Source organism: Pseudomonas sp. LS_2 (assembly GCF_042709235.1).
Classification (GTDB): domain Bacteria; phylum Pseudomonadota; class Gammaproteobacteria; order Pseudomonadales; family Pseudomonadaceae; genus Aquipseudomonas.
This window is the reverse complement of sequence record NZ_JAVAYC010000012.1, coordinates 83,726-109,295: the sequence shown is the minus strand read 5'-3', so window position 1 is coordinate 109,295 and position 25,570 is coordinate 83,726. Positions and strand designations below refer to the sequence as shown.

Sequence of the window (25,570 nt, the reverse complement as noted above, 5' to 3'; positions counted from 1 at the left end):
GCAGGTAAAGCCCGCTCCTGCAGGCGCTGGGAAACCTGCAGGAGCGGGCTTTGCCCGCGACGGCGCGCAACGCGACCCTGGGGACCTACCGAACCAGATGCAGGAACTGCATGTGCCGTTCGTACTGGTCGAGGATGTCGTTGATGATCTGCTCCTTGCTGTACCCCACCAGGTCATAGTTCTGGCTGCCTTCGGCCAGGTGCACCTCGGCGCGGTAGTAGCGGCGGTTCTTCAACTCCTGGGTTCCCAGCCCACCCAGAGCGAACGACGGCGTGAAGTAGCCGCGCATCTGCACCTGGTAGATGAACGGCTGCTCCTCGCCATGGCCTATCTTCAGGCTGACATTGTCGTGGCTCGGGTCGTCCTGCGTGATCAGTGTCAGGCCCTTCTGCTCGAACACTGCGGTCACCTCGGCAATCGCCGGGCGCACCACGTTGTCCATGAACCGATAGACCTCGTCACGCGACGGGAAGTGCACCGCCTGGCTCAGGCGCTGGCGCCAGCCCCCGCGGCCAGGGCGCGACACGGCGAACGGCGCCAACGAATGCATTTGCGCGATCTGCCGCTGGCTCTCCAGGTAGAACGCCTTGTGCAGCCCCCACATCATGCACAGCAAAATCAGCGAGAACGGTAGCGAGGTCAGCACCACCGCTGACTTGAGCGAGTCGATGCTTCCGGCGAACAGCAAGCCGCTGGTGATCAGCGCCGTCATCGCCCCCCAGAAGATGCGCAGCCAGTTCGGCCCATCCTCGTCCGGATCACCGCCTTTGGCCGACAGGGTCGAGAGCACCACGGTGCCGGAGTCGGCGGAGGTGACGAAGAACACGAAGCTGATGAATACCGTCACGGCGATCACCGTCTTGCTCCAAGGGTAGGTTTCCAGCAGCAGGTAGAGGCTCATCGACGGGTTGTCCAGCGCCGACTGGCCAAGCGCGGTCATGCCGTGGTTGATCACCTGGTCCAGGGCACTGTTGCCGAAGATCGACATCCACGCCAGGGTGAAGCCCAGGGGAATCAACAGCACGCCGAAGACGAACTCGCGGATGGTCCGCCCCCGGGAAATACGCGCGATGAACAGGCCCACAAACGGCGACCAGGCTATCCACCAGGCCCAGTAGAACACCGTCCAGCCGCCCAGCCAGTCGCGGTTCTCGCCGTAGGCATACACGTCGAAGCTCTTGCGCGGCAAGGCACCGAGGTAGTCACCGAGATTCTGGATCAAGGTATTGAACAGGTGCTGGGTAGGCCCTGCAAACAGCACGAACAGCAGCAGCGTGCAGGCCAGGAACAGGTTGATGTCGCTCATCACCCGCACGCCCTTTTCCACGCCAGCTACCGCCACGGCGACCGCCGCGCCCATCATCAGGGCGATGAGCGCCACTTGCACCCACTGGCTGTGGTCGATGCCGAACAGGTAGTCCAGGCCGGCATTCAGGTGCAGCACACCGAAGCCCATGTCGGCGCCCAAGCCGAACACCGTGGCGATGATGCCGAAGCCGTCCACTGCGTAGCCGATCGGCCCGTTGATGCGCTTGCCGATCAGCGGGTACAGTGCCGAGCGCAGCGCCAGCGGCAGGTTATGGCGGTAGGCGAAGTACGCCAGGGCCATGCCGACGAAGGCGAACACGCCCCAGCCGTGCAGGCCCCAATGCAGGAACAGCACCTGCATCGCCTGGCGCCCGGCCTCCACCGTGCCAGCCTCGCCCTGGGGCGGTTGCAGCAGGTGGGTCAGGGGTTCGGAGACGCAGAAGAAGAACAGCGTGATGCTGATGCCGGCCGCGAACAGCATGCCGGCCCAGGACAGGTAGCTGAACTCGGGTTCGTCATGATCGGCGCCGAGCTTGATCTTGCCGTAGCCCGACAGCGCGGTGACCACCACGAACACCAGATACAGGGTCATGGCCAACATGTAGTACCAGCCAACCGTGTTGGCCGCCCAGTTCTGCGCGGCCAACAGCCACTCGCCAGCAGCCTGCGGATAGGCGATGACCACCAGGCCGAAGGCGAGGATGAAGGTCGCGGCGAAATAGAAGACCGGGGGGTTCATGCGTACCTTGCCCTCGGCAAGGGCGGGGGTCGGTGCACTCATCGGACGTGCACCTCGTCGAGCGACGTAAGGTTCGGATTGAACGGGTTCAGCAAAGGGAATCCTCCTGTTGAACACCGGCAGCGGACCAGCGTTTATATTGAACAAGCGTTCAAGTTAAACATGGATCGGAAATCAATGCGACCCGATGCCGCTGGGCGGGCGTTCAACAGACCTTGCCGTTGTGTCGACAGTTCCAGCCTGTTCGCGGGCCGGAACAGCCAACCTCAGTTCTTGTCCTGGCAATCCAACTGCAAGTTCGCCTGGGTGATGTTGCTGTCCGCTGGCACGCTGCGGGTCAGCCACACATTGCCGCCAATGGTCGAGCCCTTGCCGATGGTGATGCGCCCCAGGATGGTCGCGCCGGCATAGATCACCACGTCGTCCTCGACGATCGGGTGGCGCGCCAGGCCCTTGTGCAAAGTGCCCGACTCGTCCGAAGGGAAGCGCTTGGCGCCCAGGGTCACCGCCTGGTAGATGCGTACCCGCTCACCGATGATCGCGGTCTCGCCGATCACCACACCCGTGCCATGGTCGATGAAGAAGCTTGGGCCGATCTGCGCGCCGGGGTGAATGTCGATGCCAGTGGCCGAATGCGCCAGTTCCGAACTGATGCGCGCCAGCAGCGGCAGGCCCGCCTGGTACAGGTGGTGGGCCAGGCGGTGGTGGATGATCGCCAGGATGCCTGGGTAGCACAGCAGCACCTCGTCGACACTGCGTGCCGCCGGGTCGCCCTGGAAGGCGGCGAGCACGTCGGTGTCGAGCAGCACGCGCAGTTGTGGCAGGGCGGCGGCAAAACCCTGGATCAGCTTCAATGCGTGGGCATCGACGCCAGCCAGGTCGGCCTTGGTCTGCCGCGCCGCGTAACGCAGTTCCAGGCGCGCCTGGCCGAGCAGCGCGGTGAGCGCAGCGTCGAGGGTATGGCCGACATAGAAGTCTTCGCTTTCCTCACGCAGGTCCACCGGCCCAAGGCGCATGGGAAACAACGCACCACACAGCTGCTCGAGAATATGCTGCACCGCCTCGCGCGATGGCAGTTCACGCCCACCCTGCTCGCCGCTGCTGCGGCCATTGCGGGTACGCCATTGTTCTCGGGCACTGCGCAGGCCGCTGACGATGCCCTGCAATTGCCATTGGCCGGTGGATGGTTGTTCGCTCACGGTGATCTCCTGGCTCGCGGCGGTCTCAAGGAAGTTGCACTGAACCCTGTAGGCGCGGGCTTGCCCGCGAATGCCATGTGCAGTCAAGCACCGCATTCGCGGGCAAGCCTGCGCCTACAGAACCAAGGCACGTGCCGCCGATGCGTTTTTACTCTACGGCAAATTCTTCCCTTGGAAAAAACATCGCTTTATTCCATCCTGCGCTAAGTCGGGCATAAGCAGCAGTGACGGGGGCCGGGTTCATGGTTACCCTCTACGCTGTCATTCATGGATGAAGTAGAAAAGAGTAATAATAAAATAAGTTTTTATTATTTCCTGAGCTATAAAGCCCACCCTATAGTCGCCACCCACCACCTCAACAACAACGCGCGGGGCCGCCATGACGAAATTCACCAAACCACTTCTCAACGCCAGCCTGGCGCTGCTGCTCGGCACTGGCCTGCTGGGCCAGGCATTAGCCGGCGAGCAACTGAAGACCATCCAGGAAAAAGGCGTGATCAACGTCGGTCTCGAGGGCACCTACCCTCCGTTCAGTTTCGTTGACGAGAGCGGCAAGCTGACCGGTTTCGAGGTTGAGTTGTCGGAGGCCCTGGCCAAGAAGCTTGGCGTCAAGGCCAAGGTCCAGACCACCAAGTGGGACGGCATTCTCGCGGCCCTGGAGTCCAAGCGTCTGGATGTGGTCGTCAACCAGGTGACCATCTCCGAAGAGCGCAAGAAGAAGTACAACTTCTCCGAGCCATACACCGTCTCCGGCATCCAGGCGCTGGTTCTGAAGAAAAAACTGGAAGACCTGAAGATCAAGGGCGCTGACGACCTGGCAGGCAAGAAAGTAGGCGTGGGCCTGGGTACCAACTACGAGCAATGGGTCAAAGCCAACGTGCCCAAGGCAGACGTGCGCACCTATGAAGACGACCCAAGCAAGTTCCAGGACCTGCGTGTAGGCCGCATCGACGCCATCCTGATCGACCGCCTCGCCGCACTGGAATACGCGAAAAAAGCCACCGATACAGCCGTGACTGGCGAAGCGTTCTCGCGCCAGGAGGCGGGTATCGCCCTGCGCAAGGACGAGCCTGAACTGCTGGCCGCCGTCAACAAGGCGCTGGACGAACTGCGTGCCGACGGCACCCTGGCCAAGCTCTCCGAGAAATACTTCGGTGCCGACGTCACCCAATGATCGCTGAAAGCCTGCAACTCGTTATCGACTCCGCGCCCTTCCTGTTGAAGGGCGCGGGCTACACGGTGCTGCTCAGCGTCGGCGGCATGTTCTTCGGCCTGCTGCTGGGCTTCGCCCTGGCGCTCATGCGGCTGTCGAAGATCTTGCCGCTGAACTGGCTGGCGCGGATCTACGTGTCGTTCTTCCGCGGCACGCCGCTGCTGGTGCAGTTGTTCGTCATCTACTTCGGCATGCCGCAGATCGGTATCGAACTCGACCCGATACCCGCCTCGTTGATCGGCCTGTCGCTCAACATGGCGGCGTACATCTGCGAAATCCTGCGCGCGGCGATCTCCTCGATCGACCGTGGCCAATGGGAAGCCGCTGCCAGCATCGGCATGACCCGCACCCAGGCCATGCGCCGGGCGATCCTGCCCCAGGCCATGCGCACCGCCCTTCCGCCCTTGGGCAACAGCTTCATCTCGCTGGTCAAGGACACCGCCCTGGCGGCAACCATTCAGGTGCCCGAGCTGTTCCGCCAGGCCCAGTTGATTACCGCGCGTACCTTCGAAGTCTTCACCATGTACCTGGCCGTGGCAGTCATCTACTGGATACTGTGCACCATCCTCGCGCACTTCCAGAACCGCATGGAAGCGCGGGTCAACCAGCATGACCAGGAGCACTGAAGATGATCGTAGTTGAAGGCCTGACCAAGCAGTTCAAGGGCCAGACCGTGCTCAACGGCATCGACCTGACCGTGCAGCCCGGCGAGGTGGTGGCCATCATCGGCCCCAGCGGTTCGGGCAAGACCACCTTCCTGCGCTGCCTGAACCTGCTGGAAACCCCGGATGCCGGGCGTATTCAGGTAGGTAACATCAGCATCGACGCCAACCGCTCGCTGGGCAAACAGCAGGCTGCCATTCGCCAGCTGCGCCAACAGGCGGGGTTCGTGTTCCAGAACTTCAACCTGTTCCCCCACCGCACCGCCCTGGACAACGTTATCGAAGGGCCGGTGATCGTCAAGAAGACACCTCGCGACAAGGCCGTCGCACTGGGCCGCAGCCTGCTCGCCAAGGTGGGCCTGGCCGGCAAGGAAGACGCCTACCCACGGCGGCTTTCCGGTGGCCAGCAGCAGCGGGTGGCCATTGCCCGCGCGCTGGCCATGGAACCTGAGGTGATCCTGTTCGACGAACCGACCTCGGCGCTCGACCCGGAGCTGGTCGGCGAAGTGCTGGCGACCATCCGCGGCCTGGCCGAGGAGAAGCGCACCATGATAATCGTCACCCACGAGATGAGTTTCGCCCGCGATGTCGCCAACCGGGTGATCTTCTTCGACAAGGGGGTGATCGTGGAGCAGGGCGAGGCCAAGGCGCTGTTCGCCGCCCCCAAAGAGGAGCGCACCAAGCAATTTCTGCGCAAGTTCCTCGGTACGGCTGCTGCGCAAGACTGAAATCCTCCTTCGACGCCTTCGCGGGTAAACCCGCGAAGGCGTCAGCACATCCGCAAAAATCCCAACTTCTATCCATATTCCAAACCGTTAGTTCATAAACGGTTTATAAGCGCATAGGGTATATAGACCGGACCACCGGACCAGCAAACGTCTGTCGCGATCAGCTGACGCGACACATCCACTTTGTGAGGTAAGGAATGGTCAGGATCACAATCACCCCAGTGCGTAACGCCAGGGCATTGAGTGCAGCCAAGGAGCGGCACTGATGTCCAGCCAGCCAGAAACCCTTTTCCAAAGCGACCTCGACAGCTCGCCCCTGCTGCTGCCGGCCAAGGTGTTGCGCAACGACGCCCAAGCCCTGCAAGCGGCCCGCGAACTGGCCGAGGTCGCCCGCCAGCAAGCCGCCCGCCGCGACCAGCAGCGCAAATTGCCCTGGGCCGAGATCGAGCAGTTCACCCGCAGCGGCCTGGGCAGCATCAGCGTGCCCAAGGCCTTCGGCGGCCCCGAGGTATCGTTCCAGACCATCGCCGAAGTATTCCGTATCATCAGCGCGGCCGACCCGGCGCTGGGGCAGATCCCACAGAACCATTTCGGCATTCTGCAACTGCTGCGCCTGACTGCTACCGAAGCCCAGCAGGCGACCATCTTCCGTTCGGTGCTGGACGGATGGCGCATCGGCAATGCCGGCCCCGAGCGCGGCACCAAGGACACGCTGACGCTCAAGGCGCGCATCACCCGCGCAGGCGACAGCTATCGCATCAGCGGCGAGAAGTTCTACTCCACCGGCGCCCTGTTCGCCCATTGGGTCGCGGTCAAGGCAATAGACGATGAAGGCCGCCAGCGCCTGTCGTTCGTGCGCCGGGGCAGCCCGGGGCTGCGTATCGTCGATGACTGGTCCGGCTTCGGCCAACGCACCACCGCCAGCGGCACCGTGTTGCTGGACAACGTGCCGGTGGACGCGGAACTGGTGATCGACAACTGGCGCCAACGCGAGCAACCGAACACCCAGGGCGCGTCTTCGCAATTGATCCAGGCGGCCATCGATGCCGGCATCGCCGAAGCGGCCATCGAGGATGCCATCGCCTTCGTGCGCGAGAAGTCGCGGCCATGGATCGATGCCAAGGTCGAGCGTGCCAGCGACGACCCCTACGTCATTGCCGATATCGGCCGCCTGAAACTCGAGCTGCACGCCGCCGAAGCCCTGCTGCGCAAGGCCGCGCAAGTGCTCGACGAAGTCAGCGCCGCGCCCGTCGACGCCGCCTCCGCAGCCCGCGCCTCGATCGCCGTGGCCGAGGCCAAGGTGCTGACCACGGAAATTTCCCTGCACGCCAGCGAGAAGCTGCTGGAGCTGGCCGGCAGCCGCGCGACCCTCGCCGAGTTCAACCTCGACCGCCACTGGCGCAACGCCCGGGTGCACACGCTGCACGACCCGGTGCGCTGGAAATACCACGCGGTGGGCGCCTACTACCTCAACGGCACGCTGCCTGCGCGGCATTCCTGGATCTGATTTGCGGCCTTGGAGCCGCTGCGCAGCCCTTCGCGCCTACAGGGTTCACCCTACCCTGCGGGAGCGGGCTTGCCCGCGAAGGGCGCACAGCGGCCCCAAGGCCCCGGAGAAACACCATGACGACAGCACTCATCACCAGCGACACCCAAGCCCTCGCCATCGCCGAGGAAATCGCCCGGCAACTAAGCCGCGACAGCGCCCTGCGCGACCGTGAACGCCGCCTGCCGCACGCCGAGCTGGAGCTGTTCAGCCAGTCCGGCCTGTGGGGCATCAGCGTGCCCAAGGCCTTCGGCGGTGCCGGCGTTTCCAACGTCACCCTGGCCAAGGTCATCGCTCGCATTTCCCAGGCCGATGCCTCGCTGGGGCAAATCCCGCAGAATCACTTCTACGCCCTGGAAGTGCTGCGGGTGAACGGCAGCCCAGAACAGCAACAGCGCCTGTACGCCGAAGTGCTGGCCGGCCAACGTTTCGGCAATGCCCTGGCCGAACTGGGCACCAAGACCGCCCACGACCGCACCACCCGCCTTAGCCGTGAGGGAGACGGCTATCGCATCAACGGCCAGAAGTTCTACTGCACCGGCGCGCTCTACGCCCAGCGCATCCCGACCTCGGTAATCGACGAACAGGGTGTGCAGCAACTGGCCTTCGTGCGCGCCGACAGCAACGGGGTCAAGGTGATCGACGACTGGAGCGGCTTTGGCCAACGCACCACCGGTAGCGGCTCGGTGCACTTCAACAACGCCTTCGTCGCCACAAACGACGTGGTGCCTTTCCAGAGCGCCTTCGAGCGCCCGACCACGGTCGGCCCGCTGGCGCAGATCCTCCACGCCGCCATCGACACCGGCATCGCCCGCGCTGCCTTCGAAGACGCCCTGCACTTCGTGCGCACCCGCAGCCGCCCTTGGGCCGACGCTGGCCTCGACAAGGCCAGCGACGACCCACTCACCCTAAAGAGCTTCGGCCACCTGGGTATCCGCCTGCACGCCGCAGAGGCCTTGCTGGAACGCGCTGGCGAATTCCTCGACCGCGCCCAGGCCGACAGCAGCGCAGCCAACGTGGCCGCGGTATCCATCGCCGTGGCCGAGGCGCGAGCGATCAGCACGGAAATTTCCCTGGCCGCGGGCACCACGCTGTTCGAGCTGGGCGGCAGCCAGTCCACCCTGGCCGAGCACAACCTCGACCGCCACTGGCGCAACGCCCGGGTGCACACCCTGCACGACCCGGTGCGCTGGAAGTACCATGCTATCGGCAACTACTACCTCAACGACCAGAACCCGCCACTGCGGGGGACGATCTGATGAGCAAGCAGATCCTGCTCAACGCCTTCAACATGAACTGCGTCGGGCACATCAACCACGGGCTGTGGACCCACCCGCGCGATACCTCGACCCAGTACAAGAGCCTGGCCTACTGGACCGACCTGGCTCGCTTGTTGGAACGCGGGCTGTTCGATGGGCTGTTCATCGCCGACATCGTCGGCACCTACGACATCTACGGCCAGTCGCTGGACGTGACGCTCAAGGAGTCGATCCAGCTACCGGTCAACGACCCGCTGCTGCTGGTTTCGGCCATGGCAGCGGTGACTCGGCACCTGGGCTTCGGCCTCACCGCCAACCTGACCTACGAAGCGCCCTATCTGTTCGCCCGGCGCCTCTCCACCCTCGACCACCTGAGCAATGGCCGGGTCGGCTGGAACATCGTCACCGGCTACCTCGACAGCGCCGCCCGGGCCATGGGCCTGGCCCGGCAGCCTGAACACGACCGGCGCTACGACCAGGCCGAGGAGTACCTGCACGTGCTGTACAAGCTGCTGGAGGGCAGCTGGGACGACGACGCGGTGCTCGCCGACCGTGCTCGGCGCATCTACGCCCAGCCCGAAAAAGTCCGCAAAGTCAGCCACCACGGCGAGTTCTACAAGGTCGACGGCTACCACCTGTGCGAGCCCTCGCCACAGCGCACCCCGGTTTTGTTCCAGGCCGGAAGCTCCGCGCGCGGCCTGGCCTTCGCCGGCAACCATGCCGAGTGCGTGTTCATCAGCGGGCAGAACCAGGCCGCGACCCGCGCCCAGGTCGACAAGGTGCGCGCCGCCGCCCAGGCCGCTGGCCGCGATCCGCAGGCGGTAAAGGTGTTCATGGGCATCACGGTGATCGTCGCGCCCACCGAGCATGAGGCCCGCCTCAAGCACGCCGAGTACCTGCGCCATGCCAGCCCGCAAGCCGGTGTGGCGCACTTCGCCGCCTCCACCGGTATCGATTTCGCCGCGTTCGAGCTGGACGAACCGATCGCCTTCAGCCCAGGCAACGCCATCCAGTCGGCCACCCGCCAGTTGCAGGACAACGCCTGGACCCGCCGCAAGCTCCTCGAGCAGCACGCCCTGGGCGGGCGCTACGTGACCCTGGTCGGCGACCCCAGCCAGGTTGCCGAGCAGTTGATCGCCTGGCTCGACGAAACCGGCCTGGACGGTTTCAACCTGGCCCGCACCGTTACCCCGGAAAGCTACGAGGACTTCATCGACCTCGTGGTCCCCGAACTGCAACGCCGAGGCCGCTACAAAACCGCCTACGCCGAAGGCAGCCTGCGCGAAAAGTTGTTTGCAGGCAGCGCCCGGCTGCCCGCAGGCCACCCTGGCAGCCGCTATCGCAACACCACCCCTGAACATGCCCCGACTGGAGCCCTGCACCATGCTTGAAAAACTCTTCCGGCCCGTCGTGGCCGCCGCCCTGTCCCTCGGCATCGCCGTCGCCAGCCATGCCGACGAGCCACTGAAGATCGGCACCACCGCCGCCTTCGCCATTCCGCTGGAAGCGGCGGTGGAAGAAGCCCACAAGCAAGGCCTGGAGGTGAAGCTGATCGAGTTCACAGACTGGATCGCCCCTAACGTGAGCCTGGCCAGCGGCGATATCGACGTGAACTACTTCCAGCACATTCCCTTCCTGGAAAACGCCAAGGCCGCCGCGGGGTTCGACCTGGTGCCGTTCAAGCCGGGCATCATCAACAACGTCGGCCTGTATTCGAAGCAGTACAAAAGCTTCGCCGAACTGCCCGAAGGCGCCAGCGTGGCCATCGCCAACGACCCGATCAACAGCGGCCGCGGCTTGCAATTGCTGGCCAAGGCCGGGCTGATCACGCTCAAGCCGGGGGTGGGCTACAAGGCCACCGAGGACGACATCGTCGCCAACCCGAAGAAGCTGAAAATCCTGCAAGTCGAAGCCGTGCAGCTGGTGCGCGCCTACGACGACGCCGACCTGGTGCAGGGCTACCCGGCCTACATCCGCCTGGCCAAGACCTTCGACGCCACCTCGGCCCTGCTGTTCGACGGCCTGGAAAACAAGGAATACGTGATCCAGTTCGTCATCCGCCCGCAAACCAAGGACGACCCGCGACTGGCCAAGTTCATCGACATCTACCAGCACTCGCCGGCCGTGCGCGCCGCCTTGGACAAGACCCACGGCACCCTCTACCAGGCCGGCTGGGAGGGCTGAGGTGAGCAGCGCCAGCGCCCTCAGGGCGCCCGCCAGCCAACCCGTGCCGCTGCCCGCCCGCGAGCAGGTGCTGCGCCCGCAGGTCAATGAAGCGCACGTGCGTTTCATCGGCCTGGGCAAGACCTACCCCGGCCAGGCCCAACCGGCCCTGCAAGGTATCGACCTGAACATCCGCCGCGGCGAGATCTTCGGCATCATCGGCCGCAGCGGCGCCGGCAAGTCGTCGCTGCTGCGCACCATCAACCGTCTGGAACAACCCAGCGAAGGTCGCGTGCTGATCGACCAGGTGGACATTGCGCCGTTCGACGAAGACCGCCTGGTGCAGTTGCGTCGGCACATCGGCATGATCTTCCAGCACTTCAACCTGATGTCGGCCAAGACCGTATGGCAAAACGTCGAGCTGCCGCTGAAGGTGGCCGGCGTGGCCAAGGCCGAACGCCAGCGCAAGGTGCGCGAACTGCTGGCGCTGGTGGGGCTGGAGCACAAGCACCACGTCTACCCGGCGCAGCTCTCCGGTGGCCAGAAGCAGCGCGTGGGCATTGCCCGGGCGCTGGTGCACGACCCCAAGATACTGCTGTGCGACGAAGCCACCTCGGCACTCGACCCGGAAACCACCGCCTCGATCCTTGAACTGCTGCGCGACATCAACCAGCGCCTGGGCCTGACCATCGTGCTGATTACCCACGAGATGGCGGTGATCCGCGACGTCTGCCAGCGCGTGGTGGTGCTTGAGCACGGGCAGGTGGTCGAGCAGGGCGAGGTGTGGCAGGTGTTCGGGGCGCCGCGCCACGAGGTTACCCGCACCCTGCTCGCACCGCTGCAAGCCAAGCTGCCTGCGGCGTTGCAAGCCGGCCTGCGCGCCAGCCCGGCCAGCCGCGACGCTGCCACCGTGCTGCGCCTGACGCGGCTGGGCGAACCTGAACTGTCCGAACTGTTCGCCGACTTGGGCGGGCAGGTGCGCCTGTTGCAAGGCGGCGTGCAAACCATCGGCGAACGCGCCCTGGCGCAGCTTGTGCTGGAGGTGCGCGGCTCGCCGTTCGAAGGTCATCAGCTGCTGGAACGCGTCCGCCGCTGGGGCGACGACGTGGAGGTGCTTGGCTATGTGGACTGAACGCCTGCTGCAAGGCCTGCTCGATACCTTGCTGATGGTCGGCGTGTCGTCGCTGATCGCACTGCTGGCGGGTATTCCGATGGCGGTGCTGCTGGTCACCAGCGGCAAGGGCGGCATCTATGAGGCGCCACTGCTCAACCGGGTGCTGGGGGCCTTCGTCAACCTGTTCCGCTCGATTCCATTTCTGATCCTGATGGTCGCGCTGATCCCCTTCACCCGCCTGGTAGTGGGTACCACCTATGGCGTATGGGCCGCCGTGGTGCCGCTGACCATCGCCGCCACGCCGTTCTTCGCGCGCATCGCCGAAGTGAGCTTGCGCGAGGTCGACCACGGCCTGATCGAAGCTGCCCAGGCGATGGGTTGCCGACGCTGGCACATCATCTGGCATGTACTGCTGCCCGAGGCGCTGCCGGGTATCGTCGGCGGCTTCACCATTACCCTGGTGACCATGATCAACTCCTCAGCCATGGCCGGGGCGATTGGTGCGGGGGGGCTTGGCGACATTGCCTATCGCTATGGATACCAGCGCTTCGATAGCCAGATCATGCTGACGGTGATCGTCATGCTGGTGGCGTTGGTGGCGGTGATCCAGCTGGGTGGGGACCGGTTGGCCAAAGGTTTGAACAAGCGCTGAGGCAATCGCGGGACAAGCCCCACAGTCACCGGACAGCCCTCAAAAACGACGCTGCCCCCTGTGGGAGCGGGTTCACCCGCGAACCAGGGCGAAGCCCTGGCCATACACCACGGTGGATTCTTCGCGGGTAAACCCGCTCCCACAGGTCCGCGCTGAATCAATAAGTGATGTGGAGCTCTATGAGAGCAAACACCACCAAATCAGGGCCAGCGCAGCTCGCAAGCCGGCACCGGCCGCCCGAACCAGTACCCCTGGCCCAGGTCGCACTGGTGCTCCAGCAGGAAGCGCGCCTGTTCGGCCTGCTCGATGCCCTCGGCATGCACCTGCATGCCCATGCTGCGGGCCAGGGCGATGATGACCCGCACGATGGCCACATCGTCCTCATCAAGCGGCAGCCCGGCGACGAAGCCCTGGTCGATCTTCAGCTTCTGCACCGGCAGGCGTTTGAGCCGCAGCAACGATGAATAACCCGTGCCGAAATCATCGATAGCCAGGCGCAGGCCCAGCTCGCGCAGACGATGCAGTTGCTCCAGCGCCACCTCCGGGTCGTCCATTACCGCGCTTTCGGTGACTTCCAGCTCCAGCAGCGCCGGGTCCAAGCCCGTCTCGTGAAGCACCTGGGCGACCTGTGGATAAAGTTCACGCTGGCCGAACAGGCGGCTGGACACGTTCACCGCGACAAACTCCAGCCCACGCGCCTCGGCCTGCCACTGCACCATCTGCCGGCAGGCCTGGCGCAGCACCCAGGTGTCGATCTCGGCAATCAACCCGGTACGCTCGGCAACAGGGATGAACGCCCCCGGCGGTACCAGGCCGCGCTGCGGGTGCTGCCAGCGTACCAGCGCCTCCACACCGACCATGCGCGAGCTGAACAGGTCGTGCACCGGCTGGAAGAACACCCGCAGCTCGTCCTGCTCCAGCGCACGGCGCAGCTCACCGGCGGTTTCGACACGATGCTGGGCGTGGGTGGTCAGCTCTTCGGTATAAAGCGCATAGCAGGCGCGGCCATTGCCCTTGGCCTTGAACAACGCCGCATCGGCATTGCGCAGCAACTGCTCGGCGCCCAGCGCGTCGGCGGGAAACAGGCTGATACCGATGCTGGCACTGATGAACAGGCGGTGCTCGTCGACGTCGAATGGCTCACGCAGGTGGTCGATGATCGACTGGGCCATCTCTGCGGCCTGGCCGACCTGCTGGCAGTTCTCCAGCAGCATCGCGAACTCGTCACCGCCCAGGCGCGCCAGGGTCACACCACTGCCCAGCAGCTCACGCAAGCGCTCGCCCACATGCTTGAGCAACTGGTCGCCCAGGGTGTGGCCCAGGCCATCGTTGATGCTCTGGAAGTGGTCGAGGTCCAAGAGCAACAGGGCACAGCCGCGCTTGTTGGACTGCGCCGACGCCATCGCCTGCTCGGCGCGATCGCTGAACAGCAGGCGGTTGGGCAGGCCGGTGAGCGGGTCGTGGTGGGCAATATAGGCCAGCTCCTGCTCGCTGTGCTTGATGGCGCTGATATCGCTGAACACCGCCACGTAGTGGCTGAGTTCGCCCTGTTCGTCGCGAATGCTGCGGATCGTCTGCCATTGCGGATAGATTTCGCCGTTTTTGCGGCGGTTCCAGATTTCCCCGCTCCACTCGCCCTGGTTGTCCAGCGCTGCGTAGATCTGCTGGTAAAACGAAGCGCCATGGCGGCCAGACTTGAACGTGTTCGGACGCTGGCCGAGCACTTCGTCCTGCTGATAGCCGGTAATGCGCATGAAGGCGCGATTGACGTGCACGATCAGGCCATCGCGGTCGGTCACCAGCACGCCTTCGAGGGTGCAGTCGAACACCGCTGCGGCCATGCGCAGGCGCTCGCGATCCTCGTTGCGCAGGCGCGCGCCAACGCCAATGAAGTTCAGCAAGCGGGCCCGGGAGCAGAAAATCAGCGCTGTGCTCAGCAGCACCCAGACCACCACGTTGATCTGCCGACCGACGGTCAGCGCCAGCGGGTCGTTGGTCATGCCGCGCAATACACCCTCGGACAGCACCAGCCAGAGGATCGAGAGCACCAGGTAGAGCGCAGCCATGCGCAGGGCGTCGCGTGCGGAAACAGACATGTCGGGTGGGTAAGCCCCTGAAAAATGATGGGGCATTATAAAGACTGAAACATCCCGTGACTTCCTATCAAAAAGGGCGACTGGTTTTATTTCCCTGCCAATGGATAATCGGCCCCTGTTTCCTTGATATCCCGAGGGTATTTGCCCCATGTGGTACTACGGTCTGCTCGACCTGTCGGCCTGGCAACTGGTCGGCGTCACCCTGCTGATGACCCACATCACCATCATCAGCGTCACCCTGTACCTGCACCGCTACTCGGCCCACCGCGCCCTGGAGCTGAACGCAGGCCTCAAGCATTTCTTCCGATTCTGGCTGTGGCTCACCACCGCGCAGAACACCCGCGAATGGACCGCGGTGCATCGCAAGCACCACGCCAAGTGCGAAACCCCCGACGACCCGCACAGCCCGGTGCACAAGGGCCTGGGCACCGTGTTGCGCAAGGGCGCGGAACTGTACCGCGACGAGGCGCAGAACCCGGAAACCCTGCGTATCTATGGCAAGAACTGCCCGGAAGACTGGGTCGAGCGCAATGTCTACTCGCGCTTCAAATACGCCGGTATCGCCTTGATGGCGGTCATCGACCTGCTGCTGTTCGGCACCATCGGTATCACCATCTGGGCTATCCAGATGATGTGGATTCCCTTCTGGGCCGCCGGCGTGGTCAACGGCCTGGGGCATGCGGTGGGCTACCGCAACTTCGAATGCAAGGACGCCGCCACCAACCTGGTGCCCTGGGGCATCATCATTGGCGGCGAGGAGCTGCACAACAATCACCACACCTACCCCAACTCGGCCAAGCTCTCGGTCAAACGCTGGGAGTTCGACATGGGCTGGATGTGGATCCGCCTGCTGTCCATGCTGCGCCTGGCCAAGGTGCAGCGCGTGGCGCCCATCGCCCATCGGGTGGAAGGCAAGGCGCACCTGGACATGGACACCGCCATCGCCATCCTCAACAACCGCTTCCAGATCATGGCCCAGTACCGCAAGCTGGTGATCGCGCCGTTGGTCAAGCAGGAGCTGGCAAGAGTCGATGACGCCGTACGTTACCGCTTCCGCCGCGCCAAGCGCCTGCTCTCGCGTGAAACCAGCCTGCTGCACGAACGCCATCATGTGCGCATCGATTCGATGCTGGCACACAGTCAGGCGTTGAAGACCATCTACGAAAAGCGCCTGGCCTTGCAGCAAATCTGGGCGCAGACCAGCGCCAACGGCCACGACATGCTGGCCGCCATCAAGGAATGGGTACACGAGGCCGAGGCCAGCGGTATCCAGTCGCTGCGCGACTTTGCTGCGCAGCTCAAGACCTACTCCCTGCGCCCCGCCACCGTCTGACCGCCGTTGATCGGGCCGCCCTTCATCAGGGCGGCCCGACCGGAACAAATGTCCCAATTCCAGTTCGAAAGGATTAAATCGCCCGCGCGGCGGGTCGCCCTGTGCCCGCGCGCTTTCCTGCAGAGATTCGTTCCGTGTACATGGCCAAGAATCCGCCCTCGCCATTCTCCGTCCCCACGCCGCCCGAGGCGGCCCAGACATTGCTCGCCCTGCTGCACGCCCAAGGCGAAGTGGCACGGCTGAGCGAGCGCGAGCAGCTGTACAGCTCCCTGCTCGACAGCGTCAATGCCGTGCTCTGGGCCTTCGACTGGGAAACCCGTCAAGTGCTGTACGTAAGCCCCGCCTATGAGCGCATCTTTGGCCGCCCCGCCAGCCTGGTGCTGGCCGACTACAACGAATGGCGTGACGCCATCTACCCCGACGACCTCGAATACGCCGAACGCAGCCTGGCCCAGGTGCTGATCAAAGGCTCGGTGGAAGACCGCGAGTACCGCATCATCAACGCCAGCGGCGAGGTGCGCTGGCTGAGCGACAAATGCTTCGTCAACCAGCAACGCGAAGGAGACCGGGTGATCATCGTCGGCATCGCCGAAGACATCACCGAGAAAAAGCAGCTCGAAGGCGAATTGCAGCGTCTGGCCACCACCGACGTGTTGACCCAGAGCAGCAACCGCCGCCACTTCTTCGATTGCGCCCAGGAGGCCTTCGAGCGCGCCAGGGAGGACGGCACGCCGATGTCGTTCCTGCTGCTGGATATCGACGACTTCAAGCAGGTCAACGACAACTATGGCCACCAGGAAGGCGACCTGGTGCTGCAAAGCATCGCCGACAGCGGCAAGGCCGTGTTGCGTCGGGGTGACCTGTTCGGGCGTATTGGTGGTGAGGAGTTCGCCGCAGTGTTCCCCGGCTGTACCGCGCAGGTGGCCGAGCAGATCGCCGAGCGTTTGCAGCGCGAAATCCAGCGGCTGAGCTTCACCTATGAGCAGCAGACCTATGGCGTGACAGTGAGCCAGGGCCTGACCGGGCTTCTGGATGACGACGAAGCGCTCGACAAACTCTACGCCCGTGCCGATGCGGCGATGTATCGGGCCAAGCGGCAGGGGAAGAACCAGATTGTGCGGGGCTGAATTCCCGGACTATTCGCGGGCAAGCCCGCGAATAGTCGATGGAGTACAGGCGGGGTGTGTCTGATAGGAAAGGAAACGGTGGGGGTCGGGAACGTGCTTTTTCATATCGCAAACTCCATGTCAGTTTGAAAGACTGCCCCGATCCTTCCCACAGATTAGGGTGGCAACCGCGCACGAGGTGAGAAGACCGTGGACACAGCGAAACACGGCCAGACCGAAGTCTGCTCGTGCACGGCTGCCATGACATGGAGCCAACGTGTCGGTGACGGGCTTCTCACACCCGATCGCCTGCTGGGCGACCCGGCAAAATTAGACCCGGGGCATTTCCCCGACAACTCAGAGGCTTTCGCAAATTGCGTAGGATACTTCCCAAGCATCCCTAACTGAAGGATTTAGACTCAAGTTCAGATTTGTCGCACCACGCGAGATCACCAGACAATAGCCTCTGGTACGGCTGATGAATTAGGCATAAAAGGGCGATGAGCTGGACTGACATAACAGACGATGGACGCGTCTATAGCATGGCCCATCTGCAACCCTTCACCCGCGCGTTCAGGGTTCACGAAGCCGACATAACTATTCATTTCACATTCGGCTTCCATTGTTTTACGGGCGAGAAAGGGGGTGGAGGGCTGATTCTCAACAGAGGTGAATCCCGTTACTTTTCTCGTGATCGCTGGGAAGCAAGCAAAGACCTGCGCAACTGGATCAGCGAGCGCATGCTGGAGGCGCGAGTCACTCTACACCACAGCGCCAAGCAACGCCGTTATTTCTGCCTGGACATTTATGATTACGCGATGTTTTTTCAGATTACAAAACCTGTCAACACCACGAATGAACTGAAGATGCCGATAATCTCAGCTTACCCGCTGGATCAATGGGGACGTTCAAGCATGCCCAGAGGCAAGTACCATAACCTTTCATGGGTACTTAGCCAAAGAGCGAAGGGAATCGTTCTCTGAAAGCAAAAAGCCCTCGATGCAGAAGCATCGAGGGCTTTTTGTGAATCTGGTTAAAGGTCTGCCTTTTCGCACCGTAGCGCTTATCCAGCCAAGGCTCGGAGAGGTTTTCACCTCCGGATCGACACCCCTTGTTGCCAAGGTTCCAGTCTGTGCCGACCCACGCACTATACCAAAAAGTCCAGCCGTCGTGTCAACGAAGTGGTCACACGCCCGGCAGCTCATTATTTACAGCGTGCTACGTTTGCATACCAATTACGTCCGTGGAGCATGCTCATCCTGGGCATCCGCTTTCGCAGGAATAGCTTCACTCGCGGCAGTTGCCTCAGCCTCAATCGACACCGCCTCCACACCTGCCTCAACCACCTCCAGCACCTCTTCCTCCTTGCGCAACCGCCGCAACTCCGGCAACCCCAGCTTCAACAACCGCGCCGTCTTGCTGCTGGCAACCTTCTCCAAGCCCTGGCTCGCGGGTAGCCGCGACAACTGACCCGCCAGGTTCATCGCCAGGATCTCCCGCGAATACACCCCGCCACCCAGTTGGTACACCGCCGCAATCAGCTCGCGCAGCGACAGTGGCAGGCGCCAACGGGTGCGCAGGGCCGAGCCGAACGGCGCGCCGAACTCGTTGAGCGCGATCTGCACCTGGTCTTCGTCCAGCTCGCCACCGGCCAGGCGCCACTCCTGCAAGCAGCGCAGCACCGCCAGGTCGCCCAGGCAGTGCAAGAGGCCTGCGCAATAGCAGCGCTCTTCGTCTACCTCGAGCATACGCGCCAGGGTGCGGCCATATTCGGCGGTGTGCAGCGAGAGATCCCAGAAATGGGTGGCTTGGCGCTCCAGCAACGGGTCGCTCAGACGCGCACTGCGCTTGAGGGTCAGGCCCAGGATCAGGTTCATGCTCTGGGTACTGCCGAGCTTGTTCAGCGCTTGCAGCAAGGTCTGCACCGGTGCTTCGCGATGCAGGGCCGCGCTGTTGGCAGCCGCGATAAGCACCGCCGTGACCTGCGGGTCGTTGCGCACCTCCGCTTCCAGCACCCGCAGGTCCAGGCCCTGTGGGTTGAGGGCGCGCTTGATCGCCACCTGCACATCGGCGAACAACGGCCCGCCGTCGGCTGTGGCGCGGCGTTGCTCCAGGTAAGGGTGCAGCTGGATGCCAGGTTGCAGCGGCGGCACCGGGCAAGCGACCTGCTCCCCTGCGCCAAGCAGCAGGTGCTCCAGTCGCTTGCGCAGGCTCTCGATGTTCAACGGCTTGCTCAGGTACGCGGTGGGATGCAGCGGCAGCGCCTCCTTCACGCTGGCACTGTCACTGCGCTCGCTCATGAGAATGAACGGCAGCCCAGGCTGGTCTTTCTTGGCGCGCACTTTGCGCAACAGGTCGAGACCATCTATGCCCGCCAGTTCGCGGGCAGCGATGATCAGGTCGGGTTTGCTGGCCAGCTCGCTCATGGCTTGTGAGCCGTCGGCGCATACCTTTACCTGGGCATCGCAGCGCACGCTCAGAAGCATTTCGCTGAGCATGTCACGCACCCAGGGGTCGCTTTCGGCAATCAATACAAGAGGAGGGGCGGCGTTTGCAGCGCTCATGAGGAAACTCCTGGTAATCCTTGACGTGCGGCCTGGGGCAGCGGTTCCAAGGCAAGTCCTGTCACAACGATAGTGCCGACAATCAGCGTCGAGCATAAAAAAAAACCCGCCGAAGCGGGTTTTTCTTGAACTGCGTCACATTTTATCAGGCAATTTCCGCGAAGCACTCTTCGATGATCGCCAGGCCCTTGTCCAGCAGCGCGTCTTCGGCAGTCAGCGGAACGAGGATCCGCAGGACGTTGCCGTAGGTGCCGCACGACAGCAGGATCAGGCCCTTGTCACGTGCCTTGGCGACCACTTGAGCCACGGCGGCGGCGTTCGGGGTGTGGGTGCCTTTCTCGAACACTTCCACGGCAATCATCGAACCCAGGCCACGCACGTCACCGATGATCGGGTTCTTTTCCTGGATCTTGCGCAGGCCAGCGGTCAGACGCTCGCCAACAGCCTTGCTGCGGTCCAGCAGTTTTTCTTCCTCGAACACCTGGATGACGGCCAGGGCCGCGGCACAGGCGATCGGGGACCCGGCGTAGGTGCCGCCCAGGCCGCCCGGGGCGATGGCGTCCATGTATTCGGCCTTGCCGCACACACCGGCCAGCGGGAAGCCGCCAGCGATGGACTTGGCGAAGGTGGTCAGGTCAGGCGCGACGCCCATCTGCTCCATGGCGAAGAAGGTGCCGGTACGGCCAGCGCCGGTCTGCACTTCGTCGGCGATCAGCAGGATGCCGTGCTGGTCGCACAGGGCGCGCAGGCGCTGCATCAGTTCTTTCGGCGCTGGCAGGAAGCCGCCTTCGCCCTGGACCGGCTCGAGGATGATCGCGGCGATGTCGCGCGGCTCGGCGTCGTTCTTGAAGATACGTTCGACCGAAGCGATGGCGTCGTCGACGCTCACGCCATGCAGCTCGCTCGGGAAGATCGCGCGGAACACGCCGCCTGGCATCAGGCCCATGCCCGCGGAGTACGGCACGACCTTGCCGGTCAGGCCGAGGGTCATCATGGTGCGGCCGTGGTAGCCGCCGGTGAAGGCGATCACGCCAGCGCGGCCGGTAGCGGCACGGGCGATCTTGACGGCGTTCTCGACGGCTTCGGAGCCAGTGGACACCAGCAGGGTCTTCTTGTCGAAGTTACCCGGTACCAGCGTATTGATCTTCTCGCACAGCTCGACGTAGGGTTCGTAGGCCAGCACCTGGAAGCAGGTGTGGCTGACCTTGGTCAGCTGCTCTTGAACCGCTGCGACCACTTTAGGGTGCAGGTGGCCGGTGTTCAGTACTGCGATGCCGCCCGCGAAGTCGATCAATTCGCGGCCTTCGACGTCGATCACCGTCGAGTTCTTCGCCGACTCGACGAAGATCGGGTGGATCTGGCCGACGCCACGTGGGACGGCGGCGACACGGCGTTGCATCAAGGATTCGTTGGTCTTGCTCATAATGCCCTCATTCGCGCCGGCTCTGGCGGCGCTGTTATTCGGGGGTGGCTGGTGCGCACGCGAACAGTATTCGTTGATCGACTGCCGTGAACGCCCAGGTCACCAGGTACTGCATGTCAAAAAAACCAGCGAGGCGTCGCTCTCGCGCCCCGCTGGCAGAGGCAAACAAACCGTGGTTCGCCTAGTACGCAATCAAACGCTGATGCACAGGTATTTGATCTCGAGGTAGTCCTCGATGCCGTACTTGGAACCTTCGCGGCCCAGGCCAGAGGCCTTGATACCGCCGAACGGCGCGACTTCGTTGGAAATCAGGCCGGTGTTGATGCCGACCATGCCGTACTCCAGGGCCTCGGCGACACGGAACACACGGCTCATGTCACGGGCGTAGAAGTACGAAGCCAGGCCGAACTCGGTGTCGTTGGACATGGCAATCACTTCGGCCTCGTCCTTGAAGCGGAACAGCGGGGCCAGCGGGCCGAAGGTTTCTTCCTTGGCCACGGCAGCGTCTTTCGGCACATCGACCAGAATGGTCGGTTCGAAGAAGTTGCCTTCGATCAGCTTGCCGCCGGACAGCACCTTGGCGCCCTTGGAGACGGCATCCTCGATGTGCTCCTGGACCTTGGCCACGGCCTTGTTGTCGATCAGCGGACCGGTGGTGGTGCCTTCTTCCAGGCCGTTGCCGATCTTCAGCTTGGCCACGGCGGCCTTGAGCTTATCGGCGAACGCGTCGTAGACGCCGTCCTGCACGTAGATACGGTTCGCGCAAACGCAGGTCTGGCCGTTGTTGCGGTACTTGGAGACGATCGCGCCTTCCACCGCCTTGTCCAGGTCAGCATCGTCGAACACGATGAACGGCGCGTTGCCGCCCAGCTCCAGAGAGACCTTCTTGATGTCCTTGGCGCACTCTTGCATCAGTTGGCGGCCGATTTCGGTGGAGCCGGTGAACGACAGCTTGCGTACCAGCGAGTTGCCGGTCAGCTCGCCGCCCACTTCGCCGGCGCTGCCGGTGATCACGCTGAGCACGCCAGCCGGGATGCCGGCGCGGTTGGCCAGCTCGACCAGGGCCAGGGCGGAGTATGGGGTCTGCGAGGCAGGCTTGAGCACCATGGTGCAGCCGGCAGCCAGGGCCGGGCCGGCCTTGCGGGTGATCATCGCGGCCGGGAAGTTCCATGGGGTGATCGCGGCGGTGACGCCGATCGGCTGCTTGATGACGATCAGGCGTTTGTCCGGCTGGTGGCCTGGGATGGTATCGCCGTAGACGCGCTTGGCTTCCTCGGCGAACCACTCGATGAACGAGGCGGCGTAGACGATCTCGCCCTTGGCTTCGGCCAACGGCTTGCCTTGCTCGATGGTCATCAGGCGGGCCAGGTCGTCTTGGTTCTCGATCATCAGTTCGAACCAGCGACGCAGCTTGTTGGAACGCTCCTTGGCGGTCAGCGCGCGCCAGGCCGGCAGGGCCTTGTCGGCGGCTTCGATGGCGCGGCGGGTCTCGGCGGCGCCCATTTTCGGAACGCTGCCGATCACTTCGCCAGTGGCGGGGTTGGTAACCTTGATGGTCTGGCCACTGTCCGCGTCCAGCCACTCACCGTTGATGAAAGCTTGCTGGCGGAACAACTGAGCGTCTTTGAGCTGCATGTCGGCTTCCCTTGGCACCGTGCTGGCACGGGGCGGATTAGTGATGGTCGAAAAGGCGCCCGCGTGGGGCGGCCGTCAGGAATTCTGGCACCCATTTGCGCCGGGTGTTCAATATTGGGTGTCGAGCGTTTGAAATCTCAAACGAATGCTAAGCGGGCGTTGGGGTGTTGGACAATAGGCTGTTCGAAAAAAAGAACGAATGGTTGAACAGCCTGTCGGGAATCGGCGTATACCGGGCAGCAGAATAGCCCTACGGGAGCGGCCTGGCGTTGCCAGGCCCGCTCTCACCACTTTACATCCATCGTGCCGCGGGGAAGAAACGCTCCACCACCCAGTCCATGTCGACACGCTCGGCGTAGGCATTGCGGTCGAACAGCTCGCCGGTGCGTAAGTCGTGGATGGGTTCGTTGCCGGGCTTTTCTACCCCGCGCAGGGAGACCTTGACGAAGTGATAGTGCTCGCCGCGCACCTGGCGGATCGACTCGATGCGGAAGAAACAGCCCGGCGTGAACAACACCTCGGCCTCCAGCGGATGCGACGACAGCGGCCCGGCAGGGATGCCATTGCGCAGGCCGTCGCTGAGCAGCTCGTACACCACCGAGGTTTCATTGAATACGCTCTCGTAGCTGTCCGCCCCGACGACTCGGGTAGGCGCCACGAACATACGCAGAATGTAAGGGTTCTCGGTAAACGACGTGATGTCGGTGGTCACCAGCACATCACCCGGGTTCAGCTCGCCATTGCGGTAATGCAGGCCACCCGTCAACCGGAAGTTGCTGCCGCCGCGCCACATCCGCACGGCCTCGCTCCTGGGCAGCTCATCCAGGGCATCGAACAAGCGCCGCAGGTAACCGGACAAATCACCATCACCCGCTTCTACGCTGCTCTGCACGCCATGACGGAACAGGTTGTTCACCTGTGACATCTCGCTGCTGTAGATCTCCACCAGTTGGTTGTACAACTCGCCATCCTGCTGCCAGGTGTAGTGCTGCTGCCCATTGCGCAGCACACACTGGTAGCCGAGCTCGTCGGTCTGCACGGCCTCGTCCGAGGCAAGCGTGGGCAGCTCGACCCTCGACAGGGTCTGCTGCTGGCGGGCGAGCAGGGTCTGGGACATCTCCCAGGCCAGCTGCAGGTTCTCGCTCATGTAGGTGTCCCAGAACCCGGACGCCTGTAGCGGCAAGCCATCGGTCACCACGCCGGAAGGCTGGGGCACCTCGAACAACTGCCAGCCGTCGTCCACCACCCGTAGCGGGTAGTTGGGCAAAAAGGCGAACGGGTCCTCGAAATCGACCGCCAGCCAGCCGTCCGACTCCGGGCTGTAGCGGACGCGCACCGTGCATTCGTTCATCTCGATCCAGGTGGCGCCCTGCTCGTCCACGCCCACACCGTGCAGCAAGCCTTGCGACGACGATGGGCTGACGGCAATGCGGTTGCTATCCAGCTCGCTCAGTTCGTCGTCCAGGGTGTCGACCGCCACCCAGTTCGAGGGCTGCGCCAGCCGTTCGTGGGGCGGCGCCCGGAAAGTCAGGGCACTGACGCCCAGGCCGACATCGATGATCGCGAACGCCACTACCACGGCATCGGCCAGCACGGCCAGCAGCGCCTCGCCACGGGCGTGGGTAGAGCTGGCGTTGGCAGCGGCTTCGGCGTCGAACACCAGCCGCGCGACACCGGCGCCCAGCACCAGCAGGCTGAGCGGCCAGGCGGCCGGCGCAAGAGGCGCGACCACCTGGAGGAAGGCGCCCAGGTAGCCGCGCCACAGCTGCTTGCGCAGGTCGTGGTTGCTGACCAGGGCCAACTGGCTGTGCTGCAGCTCCTCCTCGGCCCAGGCCTGCTGCGTCACGAACAGGTCGTGGATGAGGGCCTCGCCCTCACCGAACGGCCAGGTCGGCTGTCCGGGCGTGCCGCTGAGCGCACGCAATTGATTCAACAGAGCGCTGGGTTGCTCGTCCAGTGCCGGCTCATGGACCCGCGCAAGACCCTGCAGCCAGTCGTGCGCCAAGGGCGCGGCCAGTTGCTCGTGCACCCAGCCGTTCAGCGCTGCCTGGTCGGCGAATGCACGGGGTGCCCCTATGGCGTTGGGGCAATACAGCACCACCCGCCCATCATGCGCCGCCAGCGTCAGCAGGTGGCCGTTGCCCACCTTGAACTGCCGCAGGGTGAACGCACTGCCATCCACCGGCCGCTGCAGGTCAGCCAAGGTCGGTGGTGCGTCCGGGCCCAGCTTGAGGTAGGCGCGCAAGCGGCGATGGTCCAGGGCCTCCAGCGTGCCGTCCCGCAAGCCTTGCTCGAGCAAGGCGACGAACCGCACCCTGGCCAGCAGCGCAAAATCGGTGCCCTGGTGCGCCCAGAAGTGCTCGGTACGTTCGCGAACCAAGGTGGCGAAGTCCATCGCCCAGAGGTCGTCCATGACCTGCTGCGGGTCGAGCCGGACTTCGTTCTGCGCGTCATAACTGTTGACGCCTGCGCCACGGGTGTAAAAGCCGCCGTACAGCGGCAGCACATCTGGCGCCTGCTGGAAGCCCCCGGCAAATCGCCGGATCAGCAACTCGGTGAAGCGCACCGACTCGCGCGGCGGAGCACTGTGGCGCCAGCCGGTGAAGGTCGGCGCGCCGACGGCGGTGTCGAAGACGTTCCACCAGATGCGGTCGGGGTCGAGGGGTTTGCCGGTATGGCGCAGCAGGTAGTCGGCGGCGGCCTTGCGGGCCAGCGAGTAGAGGTCGGGCCAGGCGTCCAGGTAGGCGCGCGCCTTGTCCATGACCGTGCGGGCATCCTTGAGCGAGGCCAGGCTGCGCTCATAATGTTGTAGGTCGAGGGGCATGACTAG

At 63.8% G+C, this 25,570-nt stretch carries 19 protein-coding genes; 12 read left to right on the top strand and 7 right to left on the bottom strand.

The genetic code is table 11. The annotated features are described in order from the left end of the window. Nucleotides 1-85: 85 nt before the first annotated feature. Nucleotides 86-2,047, bottom strand: coding sequence for a choline transporter BetT (gene betT, locus RAC97_RS13505; RefSeq protein ID WP_375099012.1), 1,962 nt, complete (start codon nt 2,045-2,047; stop codon nt 86-88). Nucleotides 2,048-2,313: 266 nt separating this feature from the next. Next, nucleotides 2,314-3,246: a serine O-acetyltransferase EpsC gene (gene epsC, locus RAC97_RS13500; protein ID WP_375098921.1), complete on the bottom strand. Its 933-nt coding sequence runs from the start codon at nt 3,244-3,246 to the stop codon at nt 2,314-2,316. Between the two features lie 379 nt (nt 3,247-3,625). Here epsC and tcyJ point away from each other — a divergent pair, with 379 nt between their 5' ends. From tcyJ to RAC97_RS13455, 9 genes are all read left to right on the top strand, one after another. After that, on the top strand, nt 3,626-4,420 hold the full coding sequence (gene tcyJ / locus RAC97_RS13495) for a cystine ABC transporter substrate-binding protein (protein ID WP_375098922.1): 795 nt from the start codon (nt 3,626-3,628) through the stop codon (nt 4,418-4,420). Beyond that, nucleotides 4,417-5,085, top strand: a complete 669-nt coding sequence (gene tcyL / locus RAC97_RS13490; protein WP_375098923.1) for a cystine ABC transporter permease — start codon at nt 4,417-4,419, stop codon at nt 5,083-5,085. Before tcyJ ends, tcyL begins: the two co-directional genes overlap by 4 nt. A 2-nt stretch (nt 5,086-5,087) precedes the next feature. Continuing rightward, the gene (gene tcyN / locus RAC97_RS13485) at nt 5,088-5,849 is read left to right on the top strand and encodes an L-cystine ABC transporter ATP-binding protein TcyN (protein ID WP_375098924.1); all 762 of its coding nucleotides are present in this window, start codon (nt 5,088-5,090) and stop codon (nt 5,847-5,849) included. A 265-nt stretch (nt 5,850-6,114) separates the two neighbouring features. Then, nucleotides 6,115-7,356 (top strand): SfnB family sulfur acquisition oxidoreductase, encoded by a 1,242-nt coding sequence (locus tag RAC97_RS13480; RefSeq protein WP_375098925.1) that lies wholly within the window; start codon nt 6,115-6,117, stop codon nt 7,354-7,356. Between the two features lie 116 nt (nt 7,357-7,472). After that, nucleotides 7,473-8,654, top strand: a complete 1,182-nt coding sequence (locus tag RAC97_RS13475; protein ID WP_375098926.1) for an SfnB family sulfur acquisition oxidoreductase — start codon at nt 7,473-7,475, stop codon at nt 8,652-8,654. Further along, nucleotides 8,654-10,045 (top strand): LLM class flavin-dependent oxidoreductase, encoded by a 1,392-nt coding sequence (locus RAC97_RS13470; RefSeq protein ID WP_375098927.1) that lies wholly within the window; start codon nt 8,654-8,656, stop codon nt 10,043-10,045. Before RAC97_RS13475 ends, RAC97_RS13470 begins: the two co-directional genes overlap by 1 nt. Further along, the gene (locus tag RAC97_RS13465) at nt 10,038-10,838 is read left to right on the top strand and encodes a MetQ/NlpA family ABC transporter substrate-binding protein (protein ID WP_375098928.1); all 801 of its coding nucleotides are present in this window, start codon (nt 10,038-10,040) and stop codon (nt 10,836-10,838) included. Before RAC97_RS13470 ends, RAC97_RS13465 begins: the two co-directional genes overlap by 8 nt. Nucleotide 10,839: 1 nt before the next feature. Beyond that, nucleotides 10,840-11,949, top strand: coding sequence for a methionine ABC transporter ATP-binding protein (locus RAC97_RS13460; RefSeq protein WP_375098929.1), 1,110 nt, complete (start codon nt 10,840-10,842; stop codon nt 11,947-11,949). Continuing rightward, nucleotides 11,939-12,583 (top strand): methionine ABC transporter permease, encoded by a 645-nt coding sequence (locus RAC97_RS13455; RefSeq protein ID WP_375098930.1) that lies wholly within the window; start codon nt 11,939-11,941, stop codon nt 12,581-12,583. Before RAC97_RS13460 ends, RAC97_RS13455 begins: the two co-directional genes overlap by 11 nt. Nucleotides 12,584-12,783: 200 nt before the next feature. Here the strand turns inward: RAC97_RS13455 and dibA are convergent, their stop codons facing one another. Then, nucleotides 12,784-14,679 carry a phosphodiesterase DibA gene (gene dibA, locus RAC97_RS13450; RefSeq protein WP_375098931.1) on the bottom strand — a complete coding sequence of 632 codons (1,896 nt, stop codon included), beginning with the start codon at nt 14,677-14,679 and terminating at the stop codon, nt 12,784-12,786. Between the two features lie 148 nt (nt 14,680-14,827). Here dibA and desA point away from each other — a divergent pair, with 148 nt between their 5' ends. The 3 genes from desA to RAC97_RS13435 all read left to right on the top strand — a co-directional run bounded on the left by desA (nt 14,828) and on the right by RAC97_RS13435 (nt 18,101). After that, nucleotides 14,828-16,012 carry a delta-9 fatty acid desaturase DesA gene (gene desA / locus RAC97_RS13445; RefSeq protein WP_375098932.1) on the top strand — a complete coding sequence of 395 codons (1,185 nt, stop codon included), beginning with the start codon at nt 14,828-14,830 and terminating at the stop codon, nt 16,010-16,012. A 140-nt stretch (nt 16,013-16,152) separates the two neighbouring features. Continuing rightward, entirely contained in the window at nt 16,153-17,139 is a 987-nt protein-coding gene (locus RAC97_RS13440; RefSeq protein ID WP_375098933.1) for a GGDEF domain-containing protein, read from the top strand. 521 nt (nt 17,140-17,660) lie between these two features. Further along, nucleotides 17,661-18,101 carry a hypothetical protein gene (locus RAC97_RS13435; protein WP_375098934.1) on the top strand — a complete coding sequence of 147 codons (441 nt, stop codon included), beginning with the start codon at nt 17,661-17,663 and terminating at the stop codon, nt 18,099-18,101. A 252-nt stretch (nt 18,102-18,353) separates the two neighbouring features. Here the strand turns inward: RAC97_RS13435 and RAC97_RS13430 are convergent, their stop codons facing one another. The 4 genes from RAC97_RS13430 to RAC97_RS13415 all read right to left on the bottom strand — a co-directional run bounded on the left by RAC97_RS13430 (nt 18,354) and on the right by RAC97_RS13415 (nt 25,564). Beyond that, nucleotides 18,354-19,682, bottom strand: coding sequence for an HDOD domain-containing protein (locus tag RAC97_RS13430; RefSeq protein ID WP_375098935.1), 1,329 nt, complete (start codon nt 19,680-19,682; stop codon nt 18,354-18,356). Nucleotides 19,683-19,827: 145 nt separating this feature from the next. Beyond that, the gene (gene gabT / locus RAC97_RS13425; RefSeq protein ID WP_375098936.1) at nt 19,828-21,105 is read right to left on the bottom strand and encodes a 4-aminobutyrate--2-oxoglutarate transaminase; all 1,278 of its coding nucleotides are present in this window, start codon (nt 21,103-21,105) and stop codon (nt 19,828-19,830) included. A 192-nt stretch (nt 21,106-21,297) separates the two neighbouring features. After that, a complete protein-coding gene (gene gabD, locus RAC97_RS13420) occupies nt 21,298-22,740 on the bottom strand; it encodes an NADP-dependent succinate-semialdehyde dehydrogenase (protein ID WP_375098937.1) in 1,443 nt (480 codons plus the stop codon). A 292-nt stretch (nt 22,741-23,032) separates the two neighbouring features. Next, nucleotides 23,033-25,564, bottom strand: a complete 2,532-nt coding sequence (locus RAC97_RS13415; protein ID WP_375098938.1) for a dermonecrotic toxin domain-containing protein — start codon at nt 25,562-25,564, stop codon at nt 23,033-23,035. Nucleotides 25,565-25,570: the final 6 nt, after the last annotated feature.

Bases quoted from the DNA above. Each gene is read 5' to 3' on its own strand.
- RAC97_RS13415 (WP_375098938.1), bottom strand. From the start codon at position 25,564: ATGCCCCTCGACCTACAACATTATGAGCGCAGCCTGGCCTCGCTCAAG.
- gabD (WP_375098937.1), bottom strand. From the start codon at position 22,740: ATGCAGCTCAAAGACGCTCAGTTGTTCCGCCAGCAAGCTTTCATCAAC.
- RAC97_RS13435 (WP_375098934.1), top strand. From the start codon at position 17,661: ATGGCCCATCTGCAACCCTTCACCCGCGCGTTCAGGGTTCACGAAGCC.
- gabT (WP_375098936.1), bottom strand. From the start codon at position 21,105: ATGAGCAAGACCAACGAATCCTTGATGCAACGCCGTGTCGCCGCCGTC.
- tcyL (WP_375098923.1), top strand. From the start codon at position 4,417: ATGATCGCTGAAAGCCTGCAACTCGTTATCGACTCCGCGCCCTTCCTG.
- RAC97_RS13455 (WP_375098930.1), top strand. From the start codon at position 11,939: ATGTGGACTGAACGCCTGCTGCAAGGCCTGCTCGATACCTTGCTGATG.
- betT (WP_375099012.1), bottom strand. From the start codon at position 2,047: ATGAACCCCCCGGTCTTCTATTTCGCCGCGACCTTCATCCTCGCCTTC.
- tcyN (WP_375098924.1), top strand. From the start codon at position 5,088: ATGATCGTAGTTGAAGGCCTGACCAAGCAGTTCAAGGGCCAGACCGTG.
- dibA (WP_375098931.1), bottom strand. From the start codon at position 14,679: ATGTCTGTTTCCGCACGCGACGCCCTGCGCATGGCTGCGCTCTACCTG.
- RAC97_RS13430 (WP_375098935.1), bottom strand. From the start codon at position 19,682: ATGAGCGCTGCAAACGCCGCCCCTCCTCTTGTATTGATTGCCGAAAGC.
- RAC97_RS13470 (WP_375098927.1), top strand. From the start codon at position 8,654: ATGAGCAAGCAGATCCTGCTCAACGCCTTCAACATGAACTGCGTCGGG.
- tcyJ (WP_375098922.1), top strand. From the start codon at position 3,626: ATGACGAAATTCACCAAACCACTTCTCAACGCCAGCCTGGCGCTGCTG.
- RAC97_RS13440 (WP_375098933.1), top strand. From the start codon at position 16,153: ATGGCCAAGAATCCGCCCTCGCCATTCTCCGTCCCCACGCCGCCCGAG.
- desA (WP_375098932.1), top strand. From the start codon at position 14,828: ATGTGGTACTACGGTCTGCTCGACCTGTCGGCCTGGCAACTGGTCGGC.
- RAC97_RS13465 (WP_375098928.1), top strand. From the start codon at position 10,038: ATGCTTGAAAAACTCTTCCGGCCCGTCGTGGCCGCCGCCCTGTCCCTC.
- RAC97_RS13475 (WP_375098926.1), top strand. From the start codon at position 7,473: ATGACGACAGCACTCATCACCAGCGACACCCAAGCCCTCGCCATCGCC.
- RAC97_RS13480 (WP_375098925.1), top strand. From the start codon at position 6,115: ATGTCCAGCCAGCCAGAAACCCTTTTCCAAAGCGACCTCGACAGCTCG.